General features: G+C 73.5%; 22 protein-coding genes and 1 pseudogene. 10 read left to right on the top strand and 13 right to left on the bottom strand.

The window, feature by feature from the left end:
- Window positions 1-45: 45 nt before the first annotated feature.
- Both ACZ6IM_RS11225 and ACZ6IM_RS11220 read left to right on the top strand, forming a co-directional pair.
- On the top strand, window positions 46-1020 hold the full coding sequence (locus ACZ6IM_RS11225) for an ATP-binding cassette domain-containing protein (protein WP_469556033.1): 975 nt from the start codon (window positions 46-48) through the stop codon (window positions 1018-1020).
- The gene (locus ACZ6IM_RS11220) at window positions 1017-1832 is read left to right on the top strand and encodes an ABC transporter permease (protein WP_469556031.1); all 816 of its coding nucleotides are present in this window, start codon (window positions 1017-1019) and stop codon (window positions 1830-1832) included. The genes ACZ6IM_RS11225 and ACZ6IM_RS11220 overlap by 4 nt, the downstream gene beginning before the upstream one ends.
- 223 nt (window positions 1833-2055) lie before the next feature.
- On the opposite strand, the gene ACZ6IM_RS11215 is transcribed toward ACZ6IM_RS11220, so the two are convergent.
- The 5 genes from ACZ6IM_RS11215 to ACZ6IM_RS11195 all read right to left on the bottom strand — a co-directional run bounded on the left by ACZ6IM_RS11215 (window position 2056) and on the right by ACZ6IM_RS11195 (window position 5207).
- Window positions 2056-2325, bottom strand: a complete 270-nt coding sequence (locus tag ACZ6IM_RS11215; RefSeq protein WP_052842055.1) for a hypothetical protein — start codon at window positions 2323-2325, stop codon at window positions 2056-2058.
- A gap of 115 nt (window positions 2326-2440) precedes the next feature.
- Window positions 2441-3211, bottom strand: coding sequence for an anti-sigma factor (locus ACZ6IM_RS11210; RefSeq protein ID WP_469556028.1), 771 nt, complete (start codon window positions 3209-3211; stop codon window positions 2441-2443).
- Entirely contained in the window at window positions 3208-3750 is a 543-nt protein-coding gene (locus tag ACZ6IM_RS11205) for a sigma-70 family RNA polymerase sigma factor (RefSeq protein ID WP_052842057.1), read from the bottom strand. The genes ACZ6IM_RS11210 and ACZ6IM_RS11205 overlap by 4 nt, the downstream gene beginning before the upstream one ends.
- Before the next feature lie 335 nt (window positions 3751-4085).
- Window positions 4086-4346, bottom strand: a complete 261-nt coding sequence (locus ACZ6IM_RS11200) for a hypothetical protein (protein WP_469556026.1) — start codon at window positions 4344-4346, stop codon at window positions 4086-4088.
- 54 nt (window positions 4347-4400) lie between these two features.
- Window positions 4401-5207, bottom strand: coding sequence for an SGNH family lipase (locus ACZ6IM_RS11195; protein WP_052842059.1), 807 nt, complete (start codon window positions 5205-5207; stop codon window positions 4401-4403).
- A gap of 215 nt (window positions 5208-5422) precedes the next feature.
- Here ACZ6IM_RS11195 and ACZ6IM_RS11190 point away from each other — a divergent pair, with 215 nt between their 5' ends.
- Both ACZ6IM_RS11190 and ACZ6IM_RS11185 read left to right on the top strand, forming a co-directional pair.
- The gene (locus ACZ6IM_RS11190; RefSeq protein WP_052842060.1) at window positions 5423-6517 is read left to right on the top strand and encodes a DUF5925 domain-containing protein; all 1095 of its coding nucleotides are present in this window, start codon (window positions 5423-5425) and stop codon (window positions 6515-6517) included.
- A gap of 34 nt (window positions 6518-6551) precedes the next feature.
- Window positions 6552-7385: a DUF72 domain-containing protein gene (locus tag ACZ6IM_RS11185; protein WP_052842061.1), complete on the top strand. Its 834-nt coding sequence runs from the start codon at window positions 6552-6554 to the stop codon at window positions 7383-7385.
- Here the strand turns inward: ACZ6IM_RS11185 and ACZ6IM_RS11180 are convergent.
- Window positions 7376-7741 (bottom strand): GntR family transcriptional regulator, encoded by a 366-nt coding sequence (locus ACZ6IM_RS11180; RefSeq protein WP_469556022.1) that lies wholly within the window; start codon window positions 7739-7741, stop codon window positions 7376-7378. The two genes, ACZ6IM_RS11185 and ACZ6IM_RS11180, sit on opposite strands and share 10 nt — an antisense overlap.
- Before the next feature lie 71 nt (window positions 7742-7812).
- Here ACZ6IM_RS11180 and ACZ6IM_RS11175 point away from each other — a divergent pair, with 71 nt between their 5' ends.
- Both ACZ6IM_RS11175 and ACZ6IM_RS11170 read left to right on the top strand, forming a co-directional pair.
- Entirely contained in the window at window positions 7813-8739 is a 927-nt protein-coding gene (locus ACZ6IM_RS11175) for a GNAT family N-acetyltransferase (protein WP_052842063.1), read from the top strand.
- Window positions 8720-9208: a ribonuclease FAU-1 family protein gene (locus ACZ6IM_RS11170; protein WP_052842064.1), complete on the top strand. Its 489-nt coding sequence runs from the start codon at window positions 8720-8722 to the stop codon at window positions 9206-9208. Before ACZ6IM_RS11175 ends, ACZ6IM_RS11170 begins: the two co-directional genes overlap by 20 nt.
- Before the next feature lie 38 nt (window positions 9209-9246).
- On the opposite strand, the pseudogene ACZ6IM_RS11165 reads toward ACZ6IM_RS11170, so the two are convergent.
- A pseudogene (locus ACZ6IM_RS11165) lies at window positions 9247-9863 on the bottom strand (class I SAM-dependent methyltransferase).
- Window positions 9864-10014: 151 nt separating this feature from the next.
- On the opposite strand from ACZ6IM_RS11165, the gene ACZ6IM_RS11160 reads away from it, so the two are divergent.
- On the top strand, window positions 10015-10149 hold the full coding sequence (locus ACZ6IM_RS11160; RefSeq protein WP_052842065.1) for a hypothetical protein: 135 nt from the start codon (window positions 10015-10017) through the stop codon (window positions 10147-10149).
- A gap of 24 nt (window positions 10150-10173) precedes the next feature.
- On the opposite strand, the gene ACZ6IM_RS11155 is transcribed toward ACZ6IM_RS11160, so the two are convergent.
- Window positions 10174-10641 (bottom strand): GNAT family N-acetyltransferase, encoded by a 468-nt coding sequence (locus ACZ6IM_RS11155; RefSeq protein ID WP_469556017.1) that lies wholly within the window; start codon window positions 10639-10641, stop codon window positions 10174-10176.
- Between the two features lie 177 nt (window positions 10642-10818).
- Here ACZ6IM_RS11155 and ACZ6IM_RS11150 point away from each other — a divergent pair, with 177 nt between their 5' ends.
- Window positions 10819-11871 carry a lytic polysaccharide monooxygenase auxiliary activity family 9 protein gene (locus ACZ6IM_RS11150; RefSeq protein WP_052842067.1) on the top strand — a complete coding sequence of 351 codons (1053 nt, stop codon included), beginning with the start codon at window positions 10819-10821 and terminating at the stop codon, window positions 11869-11871.
- Window positions 11872-11948: 77 nt separating this feature from the next.
- Here ACZ6IM_RS11150 and ACZ6IM_RS11145 read toward each other — a convergent pair whose 3' ends face one another.
- Window positions 11949-12821, bottom strand: a complete 873-nt coding sequence (locus ACZ6IM_RS11145) for an esterase/lipase family protein (RefSeq protein ID WP_052842068.1) — start codon at window positions 12819-12821, stop codon at window positions 11949-11951.
- Window positions 12822-12967: 146 nt separating this feature from the next.
- Window positions 12968-13414, bottom strand: coding sequence for a MarR family winged helix-turn-helix transcriptional regulator (locus tag ACZ6IM_RS11140; RefSeq protein WP_052842069.1), 447 nt, complete (start codon window positions 13412-13414; stop codon window positions 12968-12970).
- Between the two features lie 94 nt (window positions 13415-13508).
- Here ACZ6IM_RS11140 and ACZ6IM_RS11135 point away from each other — a divergent pair, with 94 nt between their 5' ends.
- Entirely contained in the window at window positions 13509-13883 is a 375-nt protein-coding gene (locus tag ACZ6IM_RS11135; protein WP_052842070.1) for a cupin domain-containing protein, read from the top strand.
- Window positions 13884-13895: 12 nt separating this feature from the next.
- On the opposite strand, the gene ACZ6IM_RS11130 is transcribed toward ACZ6IM_RS11135, so the two are convergent.
- Complete coding sequence (locus ACZ6IM_RS11130) at window positions 13896-14864, bottom strand: DNA polymerase Y family protein (protein ID WP_469556014.1); 969 nt, start codon at window positions 14862-14864, stop codon at window positions 13896-13898.
- The gene (locus ACZ6IM_RS11125) at window positions 14861-18418 is read right to left on the bottom strand and encodes a DNA polymerase III subunit alpha (RefSeq protein ID WP_469556010.1); all 3558 of its coding nucleotides are present in this window, start codon (window positions 18416-18418) and stop codon (window positions 14861-14863) included. The genes ACZ6IM_RS11130 and ACZ6IM_RS11125 overlap by 4 nt, the downstream gene beginning before the upstream one ends.
- Window positions 18419-18590: 172 nt before the next feature.
- Here ACZ6IM_RS11125 and ACZ6IM_RS11120 point away from each other — a divergent pair, with 172 nt between their 5' ends.
- Window positions 18591-19655 carry a DUF3533 domain-containing protein gene (locus ACZ6IM_RS11120; protein WP_469556008.1) on the top strand — a complete coding sequence of 355 codons (1065 nt, stop codon included), beginning with the start codon at window positions 18591-18593 and terminating at the stop codon, window positions 19653-19655.
- Window positions 19656-19744: 89 nt separating this feature from the next.
- Here the strand turns inward: ACZ6IM_RS11120 and ACZ6IM_RS11115 are convergent, their stop codons facing one another.
- Window positions 19745-20827: a S1 family peptidase gene (locus ACZ6IM_RS11115; protein WP_052842074.1), complete on the bottom strand. Its 1083-nt coding sequence runs from the start codon at window positions 20825-20827 to the stop codon at window positions 19745-19747.
- Between the last annotated feature and the right edge of the window lie 187 nt (window positions 20828-21014).

Genomic DNA, 21014 nt, shown 5'->3' with positions numbered 1-21014 from the left:
CCATCCTAGTTACGTACAGCGTACGTAGTGCGCTATGGTCGACCCATGACTACTACGTACGCTGTACTTAGTGAGGGTCTGGAGAAGCGCTTCGGCACCGTGCACGCACTACGCGGTCTGGATCTCGCGGTGGCCGAGGGCACGGTCTGCGGGCTGCTCGGGCCGAACGGGGCCGGCAAGACCACGGCGGTCCGGCTGCTGACGACGCTGCTGCGGCCGGACGCGGGGTCGGCGCGGGTCGCCGGGCACGACCTCGTACGCGAGGCCGCCGCGGTCCGGCGCCGGATCGGGGTGACCGGGCAGTACGCGTCGGTGGACGGGGACCTCACCGGACGGCAGAACCTGCGGTTGTTCGCCCGGCTGCACCGGGTGCGGGACGCGGCGGCGCGGGCCGACGAGCTGCTCGACCGCTTCGGCCTGGCCGACGACGCCGACCGGCCCGCGGCCACCCTGTCCGGCGGCATGCGGCGCCGCCTGGACCTGGCCGCGAGCCTGGTGCGCCGCCCCGACGTGCTGTTCCTGGACGAACCGACGACCGGACTCGACCCGGCCAGCCGCAACCGCATCTGGGAGGCCGTGCGCGCCCTGAAGGCGGACGGCACCACCGTGCTGCTCACCACGCAGTACCTGGAGGAGGCCGACCGCCTGGCCGACGACATCGCCCTGGTGGACCGGGGCCGGGTGGCGCACACCGGCTCTCCGGCCGAACTCAAGGCGCTGGTGGGTGCGTACGCGGAGGCCGTCGTCGCGGACGCGGAGGCCCTGGCGCGGGCGGCGGCGGTCCTGGACCGGCTGACCGGGGCCGAGCCGGTCCTCGACCACGAGCGGCGCACCGTCGGCGCCGTCAGCACCGATCCGACGCTGACCCTGCCCCGCCTGGTGCGCGAGCTCGACGCGGCGGCCGTACCCCTGGTGGACGCGCGCCTGCGGCCGCCGACCCTCGACGACGTCTTCCTCCGCCTGACCGACGGCGACCGCGGCCGCGACGACAGCGACGACAGCAAGGAGCTGGTGGCATGAGCACAGCGACGACGGGGCCGTACGGCTCGGTCCACGGCCTGGCGTACGACGGGGCGGCCATGCTGGGCCGCCAGTTGCGGCGGGCCCGGAACAACCCCGGTCTGCTGATCCTCACCCAGACCATGCCGGTCACGATGCTGCTGTTCTTCGGCTACGTCTTCGGCAGCGCGCTGGCGATGCCGGGCGAGGAGTACCGGGCCTTCCTGGTGCCCGGCCTGCTGGTCGCCACGGCGGCGAACGGCATCATGACCGGCATGTTCCAGGCCGCCCAGGACACCCACCGGGGCGTGACGGACCGCCTGCGGACGCTGCCGGTGAGCCGGGCCGCCGTGCCGCTCGGCCAGTCGGTCGCCGACGTGCTCGTCACGGCCGCCGGGACGGTGCCGCTGCTGCTCGTCGGGCTCGCGGTGGGCTGGCGGGTGGAGGGCGGCGTGCTCGGCGCGGTGGGGGCGGTGGGGCTGCTGCTGCTGTTCCGGTTCGCCACGACGTGGATCGGGATCTTCCTGGGGCTGCTCACCCGCAACGAGGAGGCGGCCGGTCAGCTGGGCGGTGCGACCTTCCTCCTCCCGCTGCTGTCCAACGCCTACATCCCGACCGACGGACTGCCGGGCTGGCTGCGCACGGTCGCGGAGTGGAATCCGATCAGCGCGGTGGCCACGGCGCTGCGGGACCTCTTCGGCAACGCGCCCGTGCCGGAGGGGGCCGGCTGGCCGGTGACGCATCCCGTCGCCGGGTCGCTGGCCTGGTGTGCGGTACTGCTCGCGGTGTTCGTCCCGCTCGCGGTGCGCCGGTACGCGCACGGGGGTCGCTGAACGGGCCGGGGCGCGTCACCGCCGGTGGGGAGACGGCGGGACGGAAACGCCGGAGCGGGAACGGGGGAACGCGCACGGGACGCCACCTGCGTCCGTACGGAGCCGGGTGTACCGGGAACGACCCGCGCTCGGGGAGCACACCGGGGCGCCGCTGCGTGCCGTGGGGATGACGGACGAGTGCCGCGGCGCCGCGCCGGGAGGTGTGACCTCCGGAGCGCGGGCCTCAGTTGCCGCCGAACAGCGAGCGGCGCAGTCGACGCAGTGGCGCGAACAGCGAGACCCGGCGCACCCTGGCGCCCCGGTTGCTGCGCTTGTGCGCGGGCTCACGCGCGGTCAGCTCACGCATCAGCGACGTCGCCTCCACGGTCTCCCGCTGCGGGAGGGCGGGCCCTCCGAGTACCGCGAGATGACGGTCGAGGCGCGAGCTGGTCGCGCTGCTCCCGCAGGTGATCGCAGGGACCCTTGCCCTGCTGCGCACTGTTATCTGTTCCATGTCACTCCCCACCCGTACGAGTCCACCCGGCCCGGGCAGGGTAACCCTATCGCCCCGGTACGGCATGCGTGTATCGCGGTCACAGGATTCACCTTCCCCGTAAGGGGGTTGACGATTACTCTCCGAATCCGACAGATTCCAGGGCGAGTTGGACGACCGGCTCACTCGTCGGCAGACCCGAACCCCCGCCCGGTTCCACCGTCACCGCGAGTGACGTCGCGGAGCGGCCGATGCCGGAGGCGATCAGGGGCGTGTCGCCGTCGAGGAGCCCGAGGGAGCGCGGCTCGGCGCCGGGGCGCATCAGCCACAGTTGGCGCACGCGGTCGCCCGGCGGCTCGCCGTACCCGCTGAGGGTCACCACCGCGCGCCCCCTGGACGCGGAGGCGACCACCGCCAGACCGCGGCCGCGTGCGTCCGCACCGCGCGCCGCGCGGGCGTCCGGGGCTCCGAGAACGTGGGCGATCTCACGTGTCCGGTCGCGCGCGGTGTCCAGGTCGTCCTGGGTGCGGTCAGCCCGCACGGCGAAGAGCGAGGCGACCACGAGCGCCGCGGCGGCCGTCACCGTGGCGAACGGCACCAGCAGGGGGCGCGGCCGGGCCGGCAGCCGCACCGCGGGCCCGCTCGGGAGCGGGGCCTCCTGCGCGGTGGTCCGTACGGCGGCCAGCACCCGCTCGCGCAGGGCGGGCGGCGCCGGGGCGGCCGTGGACCAGGCCAGCCGGACGGTGCCCTCGGACAGCGTCCGCACCTCGGCGGCGCAGCGGCCGCAGCCCTCCAAGTGCCGTTCGAAGCGGGCCCGTTCGACGCCCGCCAGGGCGTCCAGGGCGTAGGGGGCGGCGAGTGAGTGGAGGGCGCCGCGGCGGCGGCCCGGCAGCCGGCCGGGGCTCATGCGGCGCCTTCCAGGCAGTCGCGCAGGCGGCCCAGTCCGTCCCGCATCCGGGTCTTGACCGTGCCCAGCGGCAGGGAGAGGCGCTCGGCCACCTCACGGTAGGTGTAGCCGTCGTAGTAGGCGAGGGTGACCGACTGGCGCTGCAGTGCGGTCAGCCGGTCCAGACAACGCCGCACCCACTCGCGTTCGAGCCCCGCCTCGACCTCCTCCGCGACCTGGTCGAAGGCGGGGTGGTGGGCGCGGCGGGCATCGCGCCGTTCGCGTTCGCCGGCGGCGCGGGCGCTGCGCACCCGGTCGACGGCGCGGCGGTGGGCGACGGTGAGGATCCACGACAGGGCGCTGCCCCGGCGGGGGTCGAACCGCGCCGCGGACCGCCAGAGTTCCAGCAGTACCTCCTGAGCCACCTCCTCCGACTGCGCGGGGTCGCGCACCACGCGCCGCACGAGTCCGAACACCGGCCCCGACACCAGCCCGTACAGCTCCTCGAAGGCCTCCTGGTCGCCGTCCGCCACCAGCACCAGCAGCTCGTCCGCCTCCACCCGGGTCCCCCTTCTCCGCGGACCGCGTCCGGCCCGTCGACGTCACCGCCGGGCGCGCGACGCGCCGCGCCCTCCGCAGGGGTTACGGACGGGCGGCGCGAAAACGCCAGTCCCCGGGGCCGGTTCGGCATCAGGGGGGGCGGCACCGGCGGGGAGCCGAGCCCGTCGGCCTCGCCCGGGGACGGCGGCGGGGAGAGCGGTCCCGCGCCGCAGTCGGTGAAGGTGTTCTTGGCGGGCTCGCGCACCCACTACAGCGGTGACTGCCCGCCGCCGCACGACCGGGCGCCCGTCTTCACGGCGACGTTCGCGGTGGGGCGGCTGCCCGCCGAGTTCGGCTACCGCTGGGTGACCGCGGACGGGTCGGTCTCCGAGCCGGGGTGGCGGACGCTGACCTTCCCGTCGGGCGGCGACCGCTCGCGCCAGGACGGCGTGGTGGTGACGACGCACGACGACAGCGGCGCGTTCGAGAGCGCCGTGCGCGTGGAGGTGCGGACTCCGGTGCGGGCCACGTCGAACGCGGTGGCGTTCTCGGTGACCTGCGGGACCGGGACCGGGACGGAGACGGAGACCTCGACGGGCGAGGCCTCCCCCTCCACTTCTCCCTCCGCTCCTTCTTCTCCTTCTGCTTCTGCTTCTGCTTCTGCTTCGGGTCAGGCGGCGCCGTTGAGGACCGGCAGGTAGCCGCCGGACTGGCCGGCCGCGGTGGGGTGGTACGACTCGCCGATGTTCAGCCAGTCGACGCTGTGCAGCCAGGAGCTGCCGGAGCACAGCTCGTGGCCGGTGAAGGTGGTGCGGACGTCGCCGAAGGTGAAGCCGTGGGCGGCGACGCGCTGGGCGATGACGGTGTTGAGGTGGTCGGAGGCCTTGTTGATCGCCGCCCGCTTGGTCTCGGACAGGCCGAGGCAGGTGGTGCCGAGCTTGTAGAAGCGCGGGTAGCCGATGACGACGACGTGGGCGTTCGGGGCCTTGTCGCCGATCGCCGAGTAGACGCCGTCGAGCTTGCCGGGCAGCGTCGAGTCGACGTACGCCTCCGCGGTGGCGATCCGCGACAGGCAGGAGCTGTCGGACTGGAGCACACACGTCGTCATGACGTCGGCGAACCCGGCGTCGTTGCCGCCGATGCTGATCGAGACCAGTCCGGTTCCGGAGCTGAGCGGGCCGAGCTGTCCGGCCAGAACATCACCCGTACGGGCGCCGGAACAGGCGGTGAAGTCGAACGTGGAGGGTGAGTGGGCGGCCGCCCACAGGTAGGGGTGGGACTTGGTGCTGCGCTTGCAGTCGCCGCTCGAGCTGATGTAGCTGCCCGCTCCGACCCCGGAGGAGTAGGAGTCGCCGAGGGCCACATAGCCGTCGGCTGCGGCGGGTTGGGCCGCCTGAGCGGTCGCGGCCCCGGTGAGGGCGGCGCCGGCGGCGAGGAGGAGTGAACTCAGGAAGCCGACAAGTCGGGAACGTCTCATGGAACCTCCCTTAGCAGGATTGCTGCCACGACCGTGGTAGCGGCTACGCGCGTCGACTGGAAGTGTGCATGCCAAAAATTGGCTGACACTCGTTCAAGTCCGGACGAAAACAGGGGGTGTGGGGGACCGCGGGGTCGCCGTTCCTCGGCGTCCGCACGGTGCGTGAGCCCGGGAAAGCGGGTGCACGCGGCGGCCGGGTGCCGGATCATGGCGGCATGTCCGTGAACCCGCACGAAGTCCTGCCGATCCGGCTCAACGTGGACGACAGCGACTCCCCGTCCGACGTCGTCGACGCGCTGTTCCTCGGCCGTTTCGCCACGGGTGAGCAGCCGTACTCGCACGCGGCGAACATCGACCGCGTACGGTCCGGCGCCACGCTGCTGCCGCCGGGCGCCCGCGTGCTGCGGATCGCCCGCGACGACGACCGCAGCGCGACGCTGGCGGAGGGCGACGGCTGGACCCTGCTGGTCTCGCGCTGGAACCGGGGCGCCGACGTCACGGTGACGGCGACCAGCGCCGACCTCGCCGAGAAGGTGCTCGGCGAGGCGACGGACGGAGCGGCGGACGAGCCCGAGCCGCAGCCGGAGAACGTGACGATGGGCTTCTGGTACGTCTCCCCGCGGCGCGGCCCGCACCGCACCACCCGTCAGATCGCCGCGGGCACCTGGGACGAGGTCCGGGCCAACTACACGGCGCCGGTCGCGGAGGCGATGGACGGCCTGATGAAGACGACGCCGGAGGACATCGCGGGCCGGCTGCTGCTCCTGCACGGGCCGCCGGGCACCGGCAAGACCTCGGCGCTGCGCACACTGGCCCGGTCCTGGCGGGACTGGTGCCAGGTGGACTGCGTCCTCGACCCGGAGCGGCTCTTCTCCGACGTCGGCTATCTGATGGACATCGCCATCGGCGAGGAGGACGCGGCGGGCAAGGGCCGCTGGCGGCTGCTCTTGCTGGAGGACTGCGACGAACTGATCCGCGGCGAGGCCAAGCACACGGCGGGCCAGGCACTCTCCCGCCTGCTGAACCTCACCGACGGACTCCTCGGCCAGGGCCGCAACGTCCTGGTGGGCGTCACGACCAACGAGGACCTGGAACGGCTGCATCCCGCCGTCGTCCGCCCCGGCCGCTGCCTGGCCCGCATCGAGGTCGGCCCGCTGGCCCGGCGGGAGGCGGTGGACTGGCTGGGCACCGAGGAGGGGGTCGGCCGTGAGGGCGCCACCCTGGCCGAGCTGTACGCGCTGCGCAGGGGCACCTCGCCGACCGCGCTGCCGGAACCGCGGGCGGGCACGGAGGCCGGGCTGTACCTGTAGCCCGGCATCGGCGGCTCGGTGCTTTCATGAGGGTATGACCCTGTTCGTCGGCACGTCGGGCTGGCAGTACCGGGACTGGCGGGATGCCCTCTACCCGCCCGGTCTGCCCGTCCGGCTCTGGCTGGAGCGCTACGCGGCCGCCTTCGCGACGGTCGAGATCAACAACGCCTTCTACCGCCTGCCCACCCGGGAGACCTTCGCGGCGTGGCGCGCGCGGGTGCCGCCGGACTTCACGGTCGCGGTCAAGGCGAGCCGCTACCTGACGCACATCAAACGCCTGCGCGACCCGGCGGAACCGGTCGACCGCCTGATGACCCACGCGGCCGGGCTGGGCGACCGCCTCGGTCCGGTCCTGCTGCAACTGCCGCCGACCCTGCGCGCCGACCCGGACCTCCTGGACGCCTGCCTGGCCTGCTTCCCGCCCGGCACCCGGGTCGCGGTGGAACCCCGGCACGCGTCGTGGTGGACGCCCGAGGTCCGCGAGGTCCTCGTGTCCCGGCGCGCGGCCCTGTGCTGGGCGGACGTCCGCGCCCGCCCGGTCACCCCGCTGTGGCGCACCACCGACTGGGGTTACGTCCGCTTCCACCAGGGCCGGGCCGCTGCCTGGCCGCACTACGGCCGCCGCTCCCTGGCGACCTGGGCCGACCGCATCGCGACGACCTGGCCGGACACGAGCGACGTCCACGTGTACTTCAACAACGACCCGAACGCGGCAGCGGTGACCGACGCGACGCTGTTCGCCAGACTGGCCCGCGCTGCGAACCTGACGGTCACCAGAACGCCGCAAGGGGCGCGGGGAACTGCGCGACCAGCCACAACGCGCCCGCAGCCAAGAGCGAACCCCACCCAAGACGGCGCTCACCCATAAGCCACCCGCAGGGCGTCCCGCACCGCGGCGAGCGCGTCCCCCTCGGTGAGTCCCAGCCGCCGAGCCCGCTCGGCATATCCCCGCGCCGCCGCGGCCACCTCCCGCTCCGCGGCAGAGCCCGCGGCAGCGACATATGTTCCGTTGCGCCCCCGCGTCTCGATCACCCCGTCCGCCTCCAGCGCCCGGTACGCCTTGGCGACCGTGTTCGGGGCGAGCCCCAGGGACTCGGCCAGTCCGCGCACGGTGGGCAGCCGGTACCCGACCGGCAGCGCTCCCGACCGCGCCTGTGCGGAGATCTGCGCGCGCACCTGCTCGTAGGGCGGCGTGCCGTCGTCGATACGGATCTTCAAGGTCACCCGGCGATTGTCCCGTATCCCCGCGAAAATGAGAGGCACCCGACCGCCCGGCCGCCGTAGCGTGCGCCCCCATGACTGTTCTCGTACGCGATCTGCGCCCCGACGACCCGGCCGATGTCGCGGCCTTCGCCCAGGTCCGCCACCGGGCCCTGCCGTTCGTCCTGTGGACGCCGGAAGCCGTCGTGCACCGGCTCGTCCACACCCACCCGGACGCCCGGAGCCGGTCCCTGGTGGCGGAGGAGGACGGCGAGGTGATCGGCACGGCCCAGATCGGGCTGGTGCACGACAGCCCGGAGCCCGGTCAGGGCTTCCTGAACGTCTACGTCGACCCGCGGCGGTGCCGGCGCGGGGCCGGCGGCCTGCTGGTGCGTACGGCCGAGGAGCACCTGGCCCGCGAGGGCGCGACGAAGCTGTACTCCTGGGTGCTGGACGGCCCGGCCGACCTGGCCTTCGCCGAGCGGCACGGCTACGCGCGCAGGCGTGCCGCGCACTTCCTCCGGCTGGACCTGGCGAACGCCACGCTCCCGCCCCTGGGGCCCCCTCCCCCGGGTGTCGAACTGCGCACCGCCGCCGACTTCGCGGACGACCCCCGGGCCGTGTTCGAGCTGGACGCGGAGACGGTGGCGGACGAACCGAGCGACGTCGACGTCGAGTTCACGGACTACGAGGCGTGGCTCGCGGAGTCCTGGCGGCACCCGCTGCTGCACCGGGAACTGACCACGGTCGTGGTCGTCGACGGCCGCCCGGCCGCCTTCAGCGTCGCCTACACCGACGGCACCCGGTACGCGACCGCGATGACGGGCACGGTCCGCGCGCAGCGCGGCCGGGGCCTGGCCAAGCTCGCCAAGACCGACTCCCTGCGCCGGGCCCGCGCGGCCGGGTACACGGAGGCGCTCACCGGCAACGACACCGGCAACGGCCCGATGCTCGCCATCAACAAGTGGCTCGGGTACGAGATCTGCGCGACGGAGGTGCGCCATGTCCGCGAACTCGGCTGAGTTGAGCGTCGTACTGGTCAAGGCGGGCCGGACGAAGATCCGGTACGCGGCCACGCCGCTGCACGACGACGGCACCCGCCTCGCCGTCCGCGCCCCCTGGGCCGGGGACGGCGTGCGCGACTTCGGCTTCGTGCGCTTCGAGGCCGGGGACGTCTTCACCGAGTACTACTGGCGCGACCGGTGGTACTCGGTGAAGGAGGTCAGGACCGCGGCCGGTGTGCTGAAGGGCTGGTACTGCGACGTCACCCGCCCCGCCGTCCTGACCGGCGCGGAACTGGTCGTCGAGGACCTCGACCTGGACCTGTGGCGCTCCGCCGACGGCACGGACGTACGGCGCCTGGACGAGGACGAGTTCGCCGGGAGCGGGCTGGCGGACCGGGACCCCGGGGCGGCTGCCGCCGCGGTGGCCGCACTGGACGAACTGGAGCGGCTGGCCCGCGGCGAGGGCTTCACCGGCCTGCTGGAGTGACGGCTCCACCGGTCCGCCGGCATCGCCCGCCGCGCGGCTCACCCGTACGTCGCCACCACCGCGTACCGCTCGTCCGTCACCTGCCCGCCCCACAGCGAGGGGTCGTCCGACAGCCGCTCCACCCGCGCCTGCCCGGCGAGCGGGCCGAGCAGGGCGGTGAGCCGGTCGGCGGGTATGCCGACGGGGGCGACGCTCCCCCACACGCCCTCGACCAGGACCAGCCGCCCTCCGGGGCGCAGCAACTGCCGCCAGTGGCGCAGGGCCCGGCCGGGATCGGGCAGCGTCCACAGGACGTGCCGGACCAGCACGGCGTCGAAGCGCTGCTCGCCCACGGGCGGTGCCGCGGCGTCACCGGAGAGGAACACCGCGTCACGACCGGCGAGTTTGGTCCTGGCCAGCTCCACCATGGCCGGGGAGAGGTCGACGCCGGTGACGCGGTGCCCTGCTCGGCCGCGAGGAGTGACAGGCTGCCGGTGCCGCAGCCCAGGTCGAGGACGTCGCCGGGCCGCTCGGGCAGCCAGGAGGCCAGCCGGGCGGCCCAGGCCCGGCGCACGTCCGGGTCGCGCAGGCCGTGGTCCGGTTCGTCGTCGAAGGAGGCGGCCAGCGCGTCCCAGTCGGTACCCGGCGCGGTCGTTCCGTCACTGTTCCCACTCATGCGCCCAGGGTGACACCCGCCACTGACAACGGAGTCGGGGCGCCGGAACGTGACAACCGCCACTGACAGGGATGCATCGATGAGTGAGTCTCGGGGAAAGGGTCTACCTCCGTGAGAACGCGGAACCCGGTGGATCCGTAAGGAGGCAGCCATGCGCCGTCTGACCGTGCAGAAGCCCCTGAAGAAGACCGACGCCCGCCGAGTCCGCGAGGAGCCCGACGAGCGCCCCTCGATGCGCCCGGAGGTCCGCAAGGACATCGCGCGCACCTGGTGGCCGGAGAGCTGACCGGCAGGCCGGGCATGAGACGCCTCAGAGCAGCCGCTTGCGGTAGTGGACGCGGTCGTAGGGCCCGTCCACCCGGCGTTCCACCACTTCGTACCCGTACCTCGGATAGATCTTCTGGTTCTCCCACATCATCGCGTTCGTGTAGAGCCTGACCTCGGGCAGGCCCAGCGCACGGGCGTGCGCGTCCACGAACCCCAGCAGCCGCCGTCCCACCCCCCTGCCGTGCGCGTCGGGGTGGACGGCGATGCTGTCGAGGAGGACATGGTCCGCGTGTGCCTCCAGGACGACGAGGCCCACGGGTCCCGTCAGGCCCGCGCCCGGCTCCTCGGTGACGAACACCTTCCCCGCCGCCACGTTCGCCGCGTGGTCCGCCTCCATGGGCTGCGGCACCACCCCGATGCGCTCGACGTAGGGCCGGTACGCGGCATCGGTCACGGCCTTGACCGCCGGCACGTCCGAGGTGACCGCCTGCCGGATCCGCTCTCGTTCCATGCTGCGAACGGTAGCTACCTCAGCCCAGCCTGAGCACTCCCTTAACGCGACCATAAGGATCTCCGTCACCCGCCTCCAGCAGGCGATTCCACGGTTCCTTGGGGCTAGCTTGCTGATCGACCCCACGGGCTCCGGCCCGGGTTCCGGCATCCCCAGTGACCGTTTCGAGGAGTTCCCATGCCCGCACCGTCCGCGCCCCGCAGGGTGGCAGCCGTCGCCGTCGTCGGTCTCGCCCCGCTCGCCCTGACCTCGTTGGCCGCCGCCCCCGCCTCGGCGCACGGTTCGATGGGCGACCCGGTCAGCCGGGTGTCGCAGTGCCACGCCGAGGGGCCCGAGAACCCGAAGTCGGCCGCGTGCAAGGCGGCGGTCGCGGCGGGCGGCACACAGGCGCTCTACGACTGGAACGGCATCCGCATCGGCAACGCCGCCGGCAAGCACCAGGAGCTCATCCCGGACGGCAAGCTGTGCAGCGCCAACGACCCGGCCTTCAAGGGCATGGACCTGGCCCGCGCCGACTGGCCCGCGACCGGCGTGAGCAGCGGCTCGTACACCTTCAAGTACCGCGTGACGGCCCCGCACAAGGGCACCTTCAAGGTGTACATCACCAAGCCCGGATACGACCCGTCGCAGCCGCTCGGCTGGGGCGACCTCGACCTGTCCGCGCCGGTGGCGACCGCCACCGACCCGGTCGCCTCGGGGGGCTTCTACACGTTCTCCGGCACGCTGCCCGAGCGGTCCGGCAAGCACCTGCTGTACGCGGTGTGGCAGCGCTCGGACAGCCCGGAGGCGTTCTACTCCTGTTCGGACGTCTCCTTCGGGGGCGGCAGCGGCACGGCGGCCGGCGACTCGGCGGGCGCCGCCGCTCCGGCCCCCGAGGCGTCCGCTCCGTCCGAGGAGCAGATCGCGGCCGCCGCCGACAAGTCGACGATCGAGCACCACGGTCACGGCGACCAGGACGCCGGGACGACGACGGACCCGGCCGACCCGGCCGACCCGGCCACTCCGGCTTTCGAGGCCGCCCCGGACACCCCGGAGGAGGCCTCCGGCGACGCCGCCGAGCCCAACCAGGTCAAGGCCGCCGGCGGGGGCACCGAGAACCTCGCCGAGACCGGCGGGGACGGCACCACGCCCTACATCGCGGTCGGTGGTGCCGCCGCCCTGGCGCTCGGCGCGGCCGTGATGTTCGCGTCCGTGCGCCGGCGGGCCGCCGGGGGCAGGCACAGCGGCTGACCCCGGGCACGGGGGACGCGGGGGCTCGTCCGGCGGCTCAGGCCGGACGAGCCCCCGCGTGCGTGCCGGGTGTGCCGTCAGCCGAGGACCGAGGCGCAGGTGGTCGGTGTGGCGTGCGCCGGGTCCAGGGCGTTGGTCACCTCGTGGAAGGCGATCCGGTCGAACAGCCCGGCAGCCAGGTGCTCGGAGAGGTCGAGCGGGCACAGGTCCTGCAGCAGGACGTTGCGCACACCGGGGCCGTCGAGGAACTGGCTGCGGTACGGCGTGACCACCTCGTCGTACTTCGTCGCGAGGACGGTGTAGCGCACGCCGGGCACGGTGTCGCCGCCCGCGTTGAGCTGGGTGAGGACGTCGGAGCCGACGACCTGGTCGGCGAGGGAGGGGGTGTGCTCGTCGAGCAGGTCCCCGACGCCGGGGAAGTACGGCAGCAGGTTGGTGAGGCCGGACAGGGTGGTGCCGTGATTGCTGGGCGCGATGCCGACCAGGGCGTTCACCTCGGCGGCTCCGCCGAGGAACTTCAGGTAGTAGCGGGGCATCATGCCGCCCTGCGAGTGGCCGACGAGGTCGGTCTCGGCGGCGCCGGTCGCGGCGAGCACCTTGTCGACGTGGGCGGCCAGTTGTTCCGCCGATTTCTCGACCGGGCCGAGTCCGTGGAAGAGCGGGACGCCGGGCAGTTGGCCGTAGTCGAGGGAGAAGACGCAGTAGCCGCGGTTCTCGAGGTAGGGCGCGAGGCCCAGCCAGTTGTCGACGGAGTTCCCGAAGGTGCCGTGGACCAGGACGACGGGGCGGGGGTGGGCGGCGGAGGGCTTGCAGGTGTAGTCGTTCCAGCCGGAGCTGGGGCGCGCGTCCGCGGCGGGGGCGGCGGTGGCGGTGACGGCGGGGAACAGGGCGACCGCGGCGGTCAGCAGCAGGGCGGTCAGGGGTCTGAGCGCACGCCTGAAGGGCAGCATCGGGTGATCTCCTTGCGGGGCAGGGGAGTTCGATGGCAGGACGCCCTGTGATCCGGATCACGGGATGCTGTTCACCCGTCAAGTTACGAGCGAGTAGCGCACGTGTGAAGTTACGCGTCAGTAAAAACTTCCACCGCTAACCGCCGTCACCAGGCCGGCCGCATCGGCCCGCCCGGCGCCACCCGCAGCAGGCCGTCGCGCAGCGCACGCACGCCGTCCTCACCGAGCACCTGGGCCCACGCACCCACGGCCTCGGCGGCCGCCGCCTCCGCGGCCCGCGTACAGGCCCACCCCGCCTCCGTCAGCACGACGAGCCGGGCGCGCGCGTCGGCGGGGTGCGGCCGGCGCTCGGCGTACCCCTTGCGGACCAGCTCGTCGACGAGCTGGCTGGCGGCCTGCTTGGTCACCCCGAGATGCGCGGCCAGTTCGGTGACCGTAGCGCCGTCCGGGGAGAGCCGGGCGAAGGCGAAACCGTGCGCGGGCCGCACCCCCTCGAAGCCGCGGGCGACGACACCCTCGTGGATGCGCTGCGTGAGGCCGCCGGCCGCGGCGAGCAGCGCGGCGGTGAGGGTCATGGCGTCGGAGTTCTGCACGGGGGCATTGAAACACCCTTGACACCATGGTCAAGCAGCTTGACCATTGGGGGATTGGTCAAGCTGCTTGACCACCTATTCAGAGGAGCCCGTCATGCCCGTCGTCCGCTCGTCCGAAGGCGTCACCCACGAGATCCACGGCGCCCGCTTCGTCTCGTACGCCCATCCCCGCGTCGGCAGCGAGGAGCTGTGCGCCTGGCGGGGCGAGATCCCGGCGGGGACGAAGGCGCCCGCGCACACCGTCGACCGGGAGGAGATCTTCCACCTGCTCACCGGCGAGCTGCTGATCACCCTCGACGGCCGCACCGAGCGGGTCACGGCGGGCGACACCGTGATCATCAACCCGGGGGCGGCCCTCGCCGTCGAGAACCCCACCGGCCGGACCGCGACCTCCTGGGTCACCACCTCCGTCGGCCTGACGGCGGAGCTGTCCGACGGCACCCGCCTCACTCCCCCGTGGGCCAACTGACCCGCGGGGGCCTCACGCCGCCAGCGACCCCGGCATCACCGCCCTCGGCCCGAACTTCGCCCGCGCGCGGTCGGCGACCTCCTCGATCCGGCGGACCTTCTCGTCCACGGGGTCGAAGGTGAGCTGGTGGGAGGCCTGTTCGGCGGGCGCGAGCCCCTCGGCGCGCAGGGCGATCGTGCGGACCCGGGCGCGCTGGAGGCCGAGCGCCTCGTACATGTCGTACGCGGTCCGGGTCAGGGCCGCCGAGTGCGCGGTCGGCTCCTTCAGGGTGCGGCTGCGGGTGGTGGCGGAGCGGTCGGCGTAGCGGACGGTGAGGGTGAGGGTGCGGCAGACCTTGTCCACGGCGCGCAGCCGGGCGCCCAGTTCCCCGGCGGCCGAGAGCAGGGCGCGGCGGTGCCGGTCGGGGTCGAGTTCGTCGCGGTCGAAGGGGCGGTCGGCGGCCAGGGACCGGGAGACGCCGTTGGGGACGACCCGGCCGCGGTCGACGCCGTTCGCCTTCTCGTGCAGCTCGCGGCCGGTCCGCGCGCCGACCAGGCGCTGGAGCGTGGACAGCGGTGCGATGGCGACCCGGCCGAGGGTGTCGAGGCCGTACTCGCACAGGGTGCGGGCGGTCGCGGCGCCGACGCCGGGCAGCGCGGCGACGGGTTTGCCGGCGAGGAAGTCCCGCTCCTCGCCGACGGGCACCGCGCGGGTCAGTCCCGGCCGGGCGTCGCGCAGTGCCATGCGGGCCAGCATCGGGCCGGGCCCGGCACCGATCACGCAGTCCACGCCGTACAGGGCCAGGGCGCGGACCCGGATCACCGAGGCCAGTTCCACGGCGTCGCGCCCGAAGTACCGCTCGGCGCCGCGCAGGTCGGCCAGCGCGCCGTCGGGCGGCAGCGCCTCGACGACCGGCGTGAACTCCTCCAGCAACCCGAGCAGTTCGGGCAGGGGCGCCTCGTACATCGGCGGCAGCTGGAAACGTACGCACAGAATGGTCATCCCGCACTCCCCGGACTCTGGTGCCACAACTTCCTTCCGACCGCGGGCCCTTCGCCCGCGGGGCGCAGATCGGCCCAGGGGTGCATCTCGTACCCGGTGGACATGCGGATCTTCCGCTGCTCCATCGGGTCCTGGGCCGCGGACCCGGCCGGCGCGGGCCGTCCGTCCGAACCGGCAAGACGGCGGCGCGCCGGGCCGCCCTCGGGTTCGTCGCCCCCGGTCCCGTCCGCCCCTCGCGCCCCGCCCGTTCCGGCCAGCCGGGCGGCGACGCCCTCCAGGCCCTCCTCCTGGCGCACCTCCAGCAGGTCGGCGAGGTTCCAGGCGGCGGAGCCGACCACGCTGAGGCTGCGCGGGCCGCGCCGCTGCACCACCCCGCGCACCAGCAGCAGCCAGGAGTGGAAGACGGTGTGCGCGCAGGCGTCGTGGGAGTCGTCGAAGAAGGCGAGGTCGACCAGGCCGGAGCCGTCGTCGAGGGTGGAGAAGATGACCCGGCGGCCGGAGCGGATCGGCGGGGTCTGGGTGGCCGCCTTGGCGCCCGCGACCAGCACCGTCTCCCCGTGCCGTGCCTCGCGCAGCCGCTTGGCCGACACCACGCCCAGCTCGCGCAGGAAGGTGCGGTGGTCGTCCATCAGGTTGCGCGAGGCGTCCATGGAGAGCACGCCGAGTTCGGCGCTGAGCTTCTCCGCCGAGGTGAGGTCGGGCAGCCCGGCCGGTGCCGTCTTCCGGCCGCCGGACAGGGGGAGCTGGTCGCCGCGTCCGCCCCGGGCGCCGCGGTGCAGCTCGGTCAGGTGCAGTTGCAGGTCACGGCGGTTGGCGCCGAACGCGTCCAGCGCGCCGACCTGGGCGAGCCGTCCGGCCAGCGGCCTGCTGGGGCGGGCCCGTTCCCAGAAGTCGAGCAGGGAGGCGTAGGGCTGTCCCCCGGCGATCCGTTCCGCCTCGGCCTCGCTGATGCCGTGCACGTCCGAGAGGGCGAGGCGCAGACCCCAGGTCTTCGCCTTGCGCGACGTACGTGATTCAGACACCAGTTCGATCCTGTGTGCGACCCCCGACTTGTTCACGTCCAGCGGCAGGATCGGCACCCCGCGCCGCCGCGCGTCCGCCAGCAGCAGCCGCTTGGGGTACATGCCGGGGTCGTGGGTGAGCAACCCGGCGTAGAAGGCGGCCGGGTGATGGGTCTTCAGCCACGCCGACTGGTAGGTCGGCACGGCGAAGGCCACCGCGTGCGCCTTGCAGAAGCCGTAGCTGCCGAACGCCTCGACGATCTCCCAGGTCCGCTGAATCGTTTCCGTGTCGTAGCCGTTCGCCGTCGCGTGCTGGGCGAACCACACCTTGATCCGCCCCTGCGACTCCGGGTCGGAAAGACCGCGCCGCACCCGGTCCGCCTCGCCGCGTCCGCAGCCGGTCATGATGGCGACGATGTCGATGATCTGCTCGTGGAAGACGACGACCCCGTACGTCCCCGCCAGCGGCTCCGCCAGGTCCTCGTGCGGGTAGCGCACCGGCGCCCGTCCGTGCCGGGCCTCGATGAACGGGCGCACCATGTCGGCGGCGACCGGCCCGGGCCGGAAGAGCGAGATGTCGACCACGAGGTCGTGGAAGGTGGCCGGTTGGAGCCTGCCGACCAGGTCCCGCTGGCCCGGCGACTCGATCTGGAAGCAGCCCAGCGTCTCGGCGGACCGGATCATCCGGTACGTCGCCGGGTCGCCCTCCGGTACGGCGTCCAGGTCGACCTCGGTGCCCGTGGCCCGCTTCACCTCGGCGACCGCGTGCGCCATCGCCGACTGCATCCGCACCCCGAGCACGTCCAGCTTGAGCAGCCCGAGGTCCTCCACGTCGTCCTTGTCGAACTGCGCCATCGGGAAGCCCTCGCCGCTGGTCGGCACGACCGGCGTACGGGAGAGCAGGGAGGCGTCGGACAGCAGGACACCGCAGGGGTGCATGGCGACGCCGCGCGGGAGGGCGTCGAGGCCCTCGACCAGCTCCCAGAGCTTTCCGTACTTCTCCCGCTCCCCCGCCAGCTCCTTCAGCTCGGGCAGCTCCTCCAGCGCCGCGCGGGCGTCGCGGGCGCGGATGTGGGGGAAGGACTTGGCGACGCGGTCGATCTCGGCCGGGTCCATGGACAGGGCGGCGCCCACGTCGCGGATGGCGTGGCGCACCCGGTACGTCTCCGGCATGGCGACCGTGGCGACCCTCTCGGTGCCGAACCGGCCGATGATCGCGCGGTAGACCTCCAGGCGGCGCGCGGACTCCACGTCGATGTCGATGTCGGGCAGCACCACCCGTTCCCTGGACAGGAAGCGCTCCATCAGCAGCCCGTGCTCGACCGGGTCGGCGTGCGCGATGCCGAGCAGGTGGTTGACGAGCGAGCCCGCGCCGGAGCCGCGCGCGGCGACCCGGATGCCCATGTGCCGTACGTCGTCCACGACCTGGGCGACGGTGAGGAAGTACGAGGCGAAGCCGTGGTGGGCGATGATGTCCAGCTCGTGGTGCATCCGCTCCCAGTACTCCCGGCGGCCCGGCATCCGGTCGTAGCCGCGCCGCACCATGCCCGCCGCCGCCCGGGAGGCGAGCGCCCGCTGGGCGGTGCGCCGGCCGGCACCGACCAGGTGCGGTTCGGGGAAGTGGACGGCGCCCATGCCGAGGTCGTCCTCGGGGTCGACCAGGCACTCGGCGGCCGTGGCCCGGGTCTGCTCCAGCAGACGGTGGGCGGTGTCGCGCCGGAAACCCGCGGACTCGACGATCCGCTCGGCGGCGTGCCGCATGGCACCGGCGTCCTTGAGCCAGGCCTCACCGGAGTCCAGTTCCTTGCCGGCGCCGATCGGGACCAGGCGGCGGGCGGCGTCCAGGACGTCGGCGACCTCGCCCTGGCCGGGGTCGGCGTAGCGGACGGCGTTGGAGAGCACCGGCCGGACGCCCTGCTCGGCGGCGAAGCCCACGGTGCGGGAGGCCAGCCGCAGGGAGCCGGGGCCGGTGCCCTCGCGGCCGTGCCAGACGGCCTCCAGGCACAGGGCGTCGCCGTAGACCTCCCGCCAGGGGGCGAGGAGCCCGGCCGCGCGGTCGGGGCGGCCCGCGGCGAGGGCGCGGCCGACGTCGGAGTCGGGGCCGAGCAGGACGGTCAGCCCGTCGGCGTGGTTGTCGGACCAGGACAGCAGCGGGCTGCCCTCGGCCGTGTGGGCGGCGGAGACCAGGCGGCACAGGTCGGCCCAGCCGCGGGCGCCGTCGCGGGCGAGGAAGGTCACCCGTGCGGCCGACTCGTCGACGAAGGCGCCGCCGCGCACGGGGACGCGGCGCCGGTCCCGGCGTACGGAGGTGTCCGTGCGGCCGGCTTCCGGCTCGGGGGCCGCGACCGCCAGCTCCGCGCCGAACAGGGGGCGGACGCCCGCCTTCGCGCAGGCCTTGGCGAAGCGGACCGTGCCCGCGAGGGTGTCGCGGTCGGTGAGGGCGAGGGCGTCCATGCCCCGCTCGAAGGCGCGCTCGGCCAGCCGCTCCGGATGGGAGGCGCCGTAACGGGCGGAGAAACCGGAGACGGTGTGCAGGTGCGTGAAACCCGGCATCACGCACCTCCCGACTCATGAACCGACGCACGACCACATGGGCCCGAACGTCATTATCGAACGTCTGTTCCCAGCTACTCACCCACCATACCCCCATCCTCGAATGTGTGTGCGACATCCGTTCGGCCCCGCCCCACCTGCGCAAACGCTCCCCGACCCGGACTGTGGGGACATGTCACACACACCGGGCCCCGGCACGCGAACCGGCTCCTTCCTCGGTGAGGTGAAGGACGCCGTCACCCCGCGGGCCACCCTGCTGGTCCTCGGCGTGATCGCGCTCCAGCTGCTGTTCATCGCCTCCTACGTGGGGGCGCTGCACGACCCGAGACCCAAGGACGTGCCCTTCGGGGTGGTCGCGCCCGGGGCGGCCGCCGGACAGACGGTGAACCGGCTGGAGCGGCTGCCCGGCTCCCCGCTGGACCCGCGCGCGGTGGCCGACGAGGCGAGCGCCCGGCGGCAGGTCATGGACCGGGAGATCGACGGCGCCCTGATCCTGAACCCCGACGGCAGGCAGGACACCCTGCTGGTCGCCTCCGGCGGCGGCACCGTCCTCGCCACCACCCTGGAGGGCATCGTCGGCAAGGCGGAGCAGGCCGAGAGACGCGCGGTACGGGTGGTCGACGTGGCCCCGGCCTCGTCCCACGACTTCGACGGACTGTCGTCCTTCTACCTGGTCGTGGGCTGGTGCGTCGGCGGCTACCTGTGCGCCTCGATCCTGGCGATCAGCACCGGCGCCCGGCCGGCCAACCCGCGCCGGGCGGCGATCCGGCTGATCGTGATGACGCTGGTCTCGATCGTCGGCGGACTCGGCGGCGCGGTGATCATCGGGCCGATCCTGGGTGCGCTGCCCGGCGGCGTGCTGGACCTGTGGGGGCTCGGCGCGCTGATCACCTTCGCGGTGGGCGCCGCCACGCTCGCCCTCCAGGGCGTCTTCGGGATCGTCGGCATCGGTCTGGCGATCCTGCTGGTGGTGATCGCGGGCAACCCGAGCGCGGGCGGCGCCTTCCCGCTGCCGCTGCTCCCGCCGTTCTGGAAGGCGATCGGCCCGGCGCTGCCCCCGGGCGCCGGCACCTGGGCGGCCCGCTCGATCGCCTACTTCAAGGGAAACGACGTGACCGCCTCCCTGCTGGTGCTGTGGGCGTGGGCGGTCGCGGGGACGGTGATCACGATGCTGGCGGCCGTGCTGCCGCGCCGCGGCCGGCAGGAGACGGAGCTGCCGCCCGCACGGGCCGGCTGACCGCCGTACGCGCGCGGGAGCCCGGGCGCACACGCGGAAGTCCCGCCCCTCGCGCGCGGGACGGGACTTCACAGGTGTGCGGGTACCGCTCAGCCGATCTGCGTACCGGTGGCCGACAGGGCCTCCGTCACCGGCTGGAAGAAGGTCTCGCCGCCCGAGGTGCAGTCGCCGCTGCCGCCGGAGGTGAGGCCGACGGCCTTGTCGCCCGAGAAGAGCGAGCCGCCGCTGTCGCCGGGCTCGGCGCAGACGTCGGTCTGGATCAGGCCGTTGACGATGTCGCCGTTGCCGTAGTTCACGGTGGCGTCCAGGCCGGTCACCGTCCCGTCGTGCACCTGGGTGGTGGAACCGCTGCGGGTCACCTGCATGCCGACGGTGGCCTCGGCGGCGCCCGAGATGGCCTGCGAGGACCCGTTGTAGAGGTTCACCTCGCTCGGGTGGTCCACGTCGGCGGTGTACTTGACCAGGCCGTAGTCGTTGTCCGGGAAGCTGGACGCCTCGTTCTCGCCGATGACGTTCCCGGAGGAGTCCGACCAGCTCGAGATGGACTCGGTGCAGTGGCCGGCCGTGATGAAGTACGGCTCGCCGCCCTTGGTCACGTTGAAGCCGAGCGAGCAGCGCCCGCCGCCTCCGGTGATGGCGTCGCCGCCCGCGATGAAGGGCTTGTACTCGCCCTTGGTCCGCTTCAGCTCGGCCTTGGCGCCCAGCCCGTCGACCACCTTGGTCAGCTTGGCCAGTTCGGCCCCGGAGACCGTGCGGTCGGCGGTGACGACGACCTTGTTGGAGGTCGGGTCGGTCGCCCAGGACGTGCCCGGGATGGTCGCGTCCTTCGTGAGGGTGGTGCGCGCGCTCTTCAGGTCGGCGAGCGAGTTCTCGACGACTCTCGCCCTGGCGCCCGCCTCCTCGACGGTCTGTGCGGCGCTGTCGTCGAGCACGTTGACGACGAGGCTCTTGGCCTGCGCGTCGTAGTACGTGCCGGCCGCGTCGGCGCCGAGGTCGCCGAGCAGCGTGGAGGCGAGCTTTCCGGCCGCCGTGACCGACAGGGTCTCGGGCGCGGCGGCCGTGGGGGCCTCGCTGGCGTTCGCGGTCTGGAAGGTGACCCCGGCCGCGACCAGTGCGGTGATGCCCGCACCTACTACGGCGACCCGCCGCCTGGGTATGCGTCGGTGCTTCAACTCACGTCCTCCTGTGGGGGGTCGGCCCGCGAGGTTGTGGGGACCTCGTGAACCGGAAGGCTGGTTGACGAGCGTTAACTGTTCCGATTCCACAGGCCGCACACAAGGTCGACTCCAGGACGTGCGCACGACAACTCCAGGGTGGTCACACGGCCTTCACCGTTCGCTCCCCTCTCAGCGGGACGCA

This window comes from Streptomyces sp. NPDC042336 (assembly GCF_055581985.1).
Note: the sequence above shows the minus strand (reverse complement) of the source record. Positions and strands in the feature narration are given on the sequence as shown.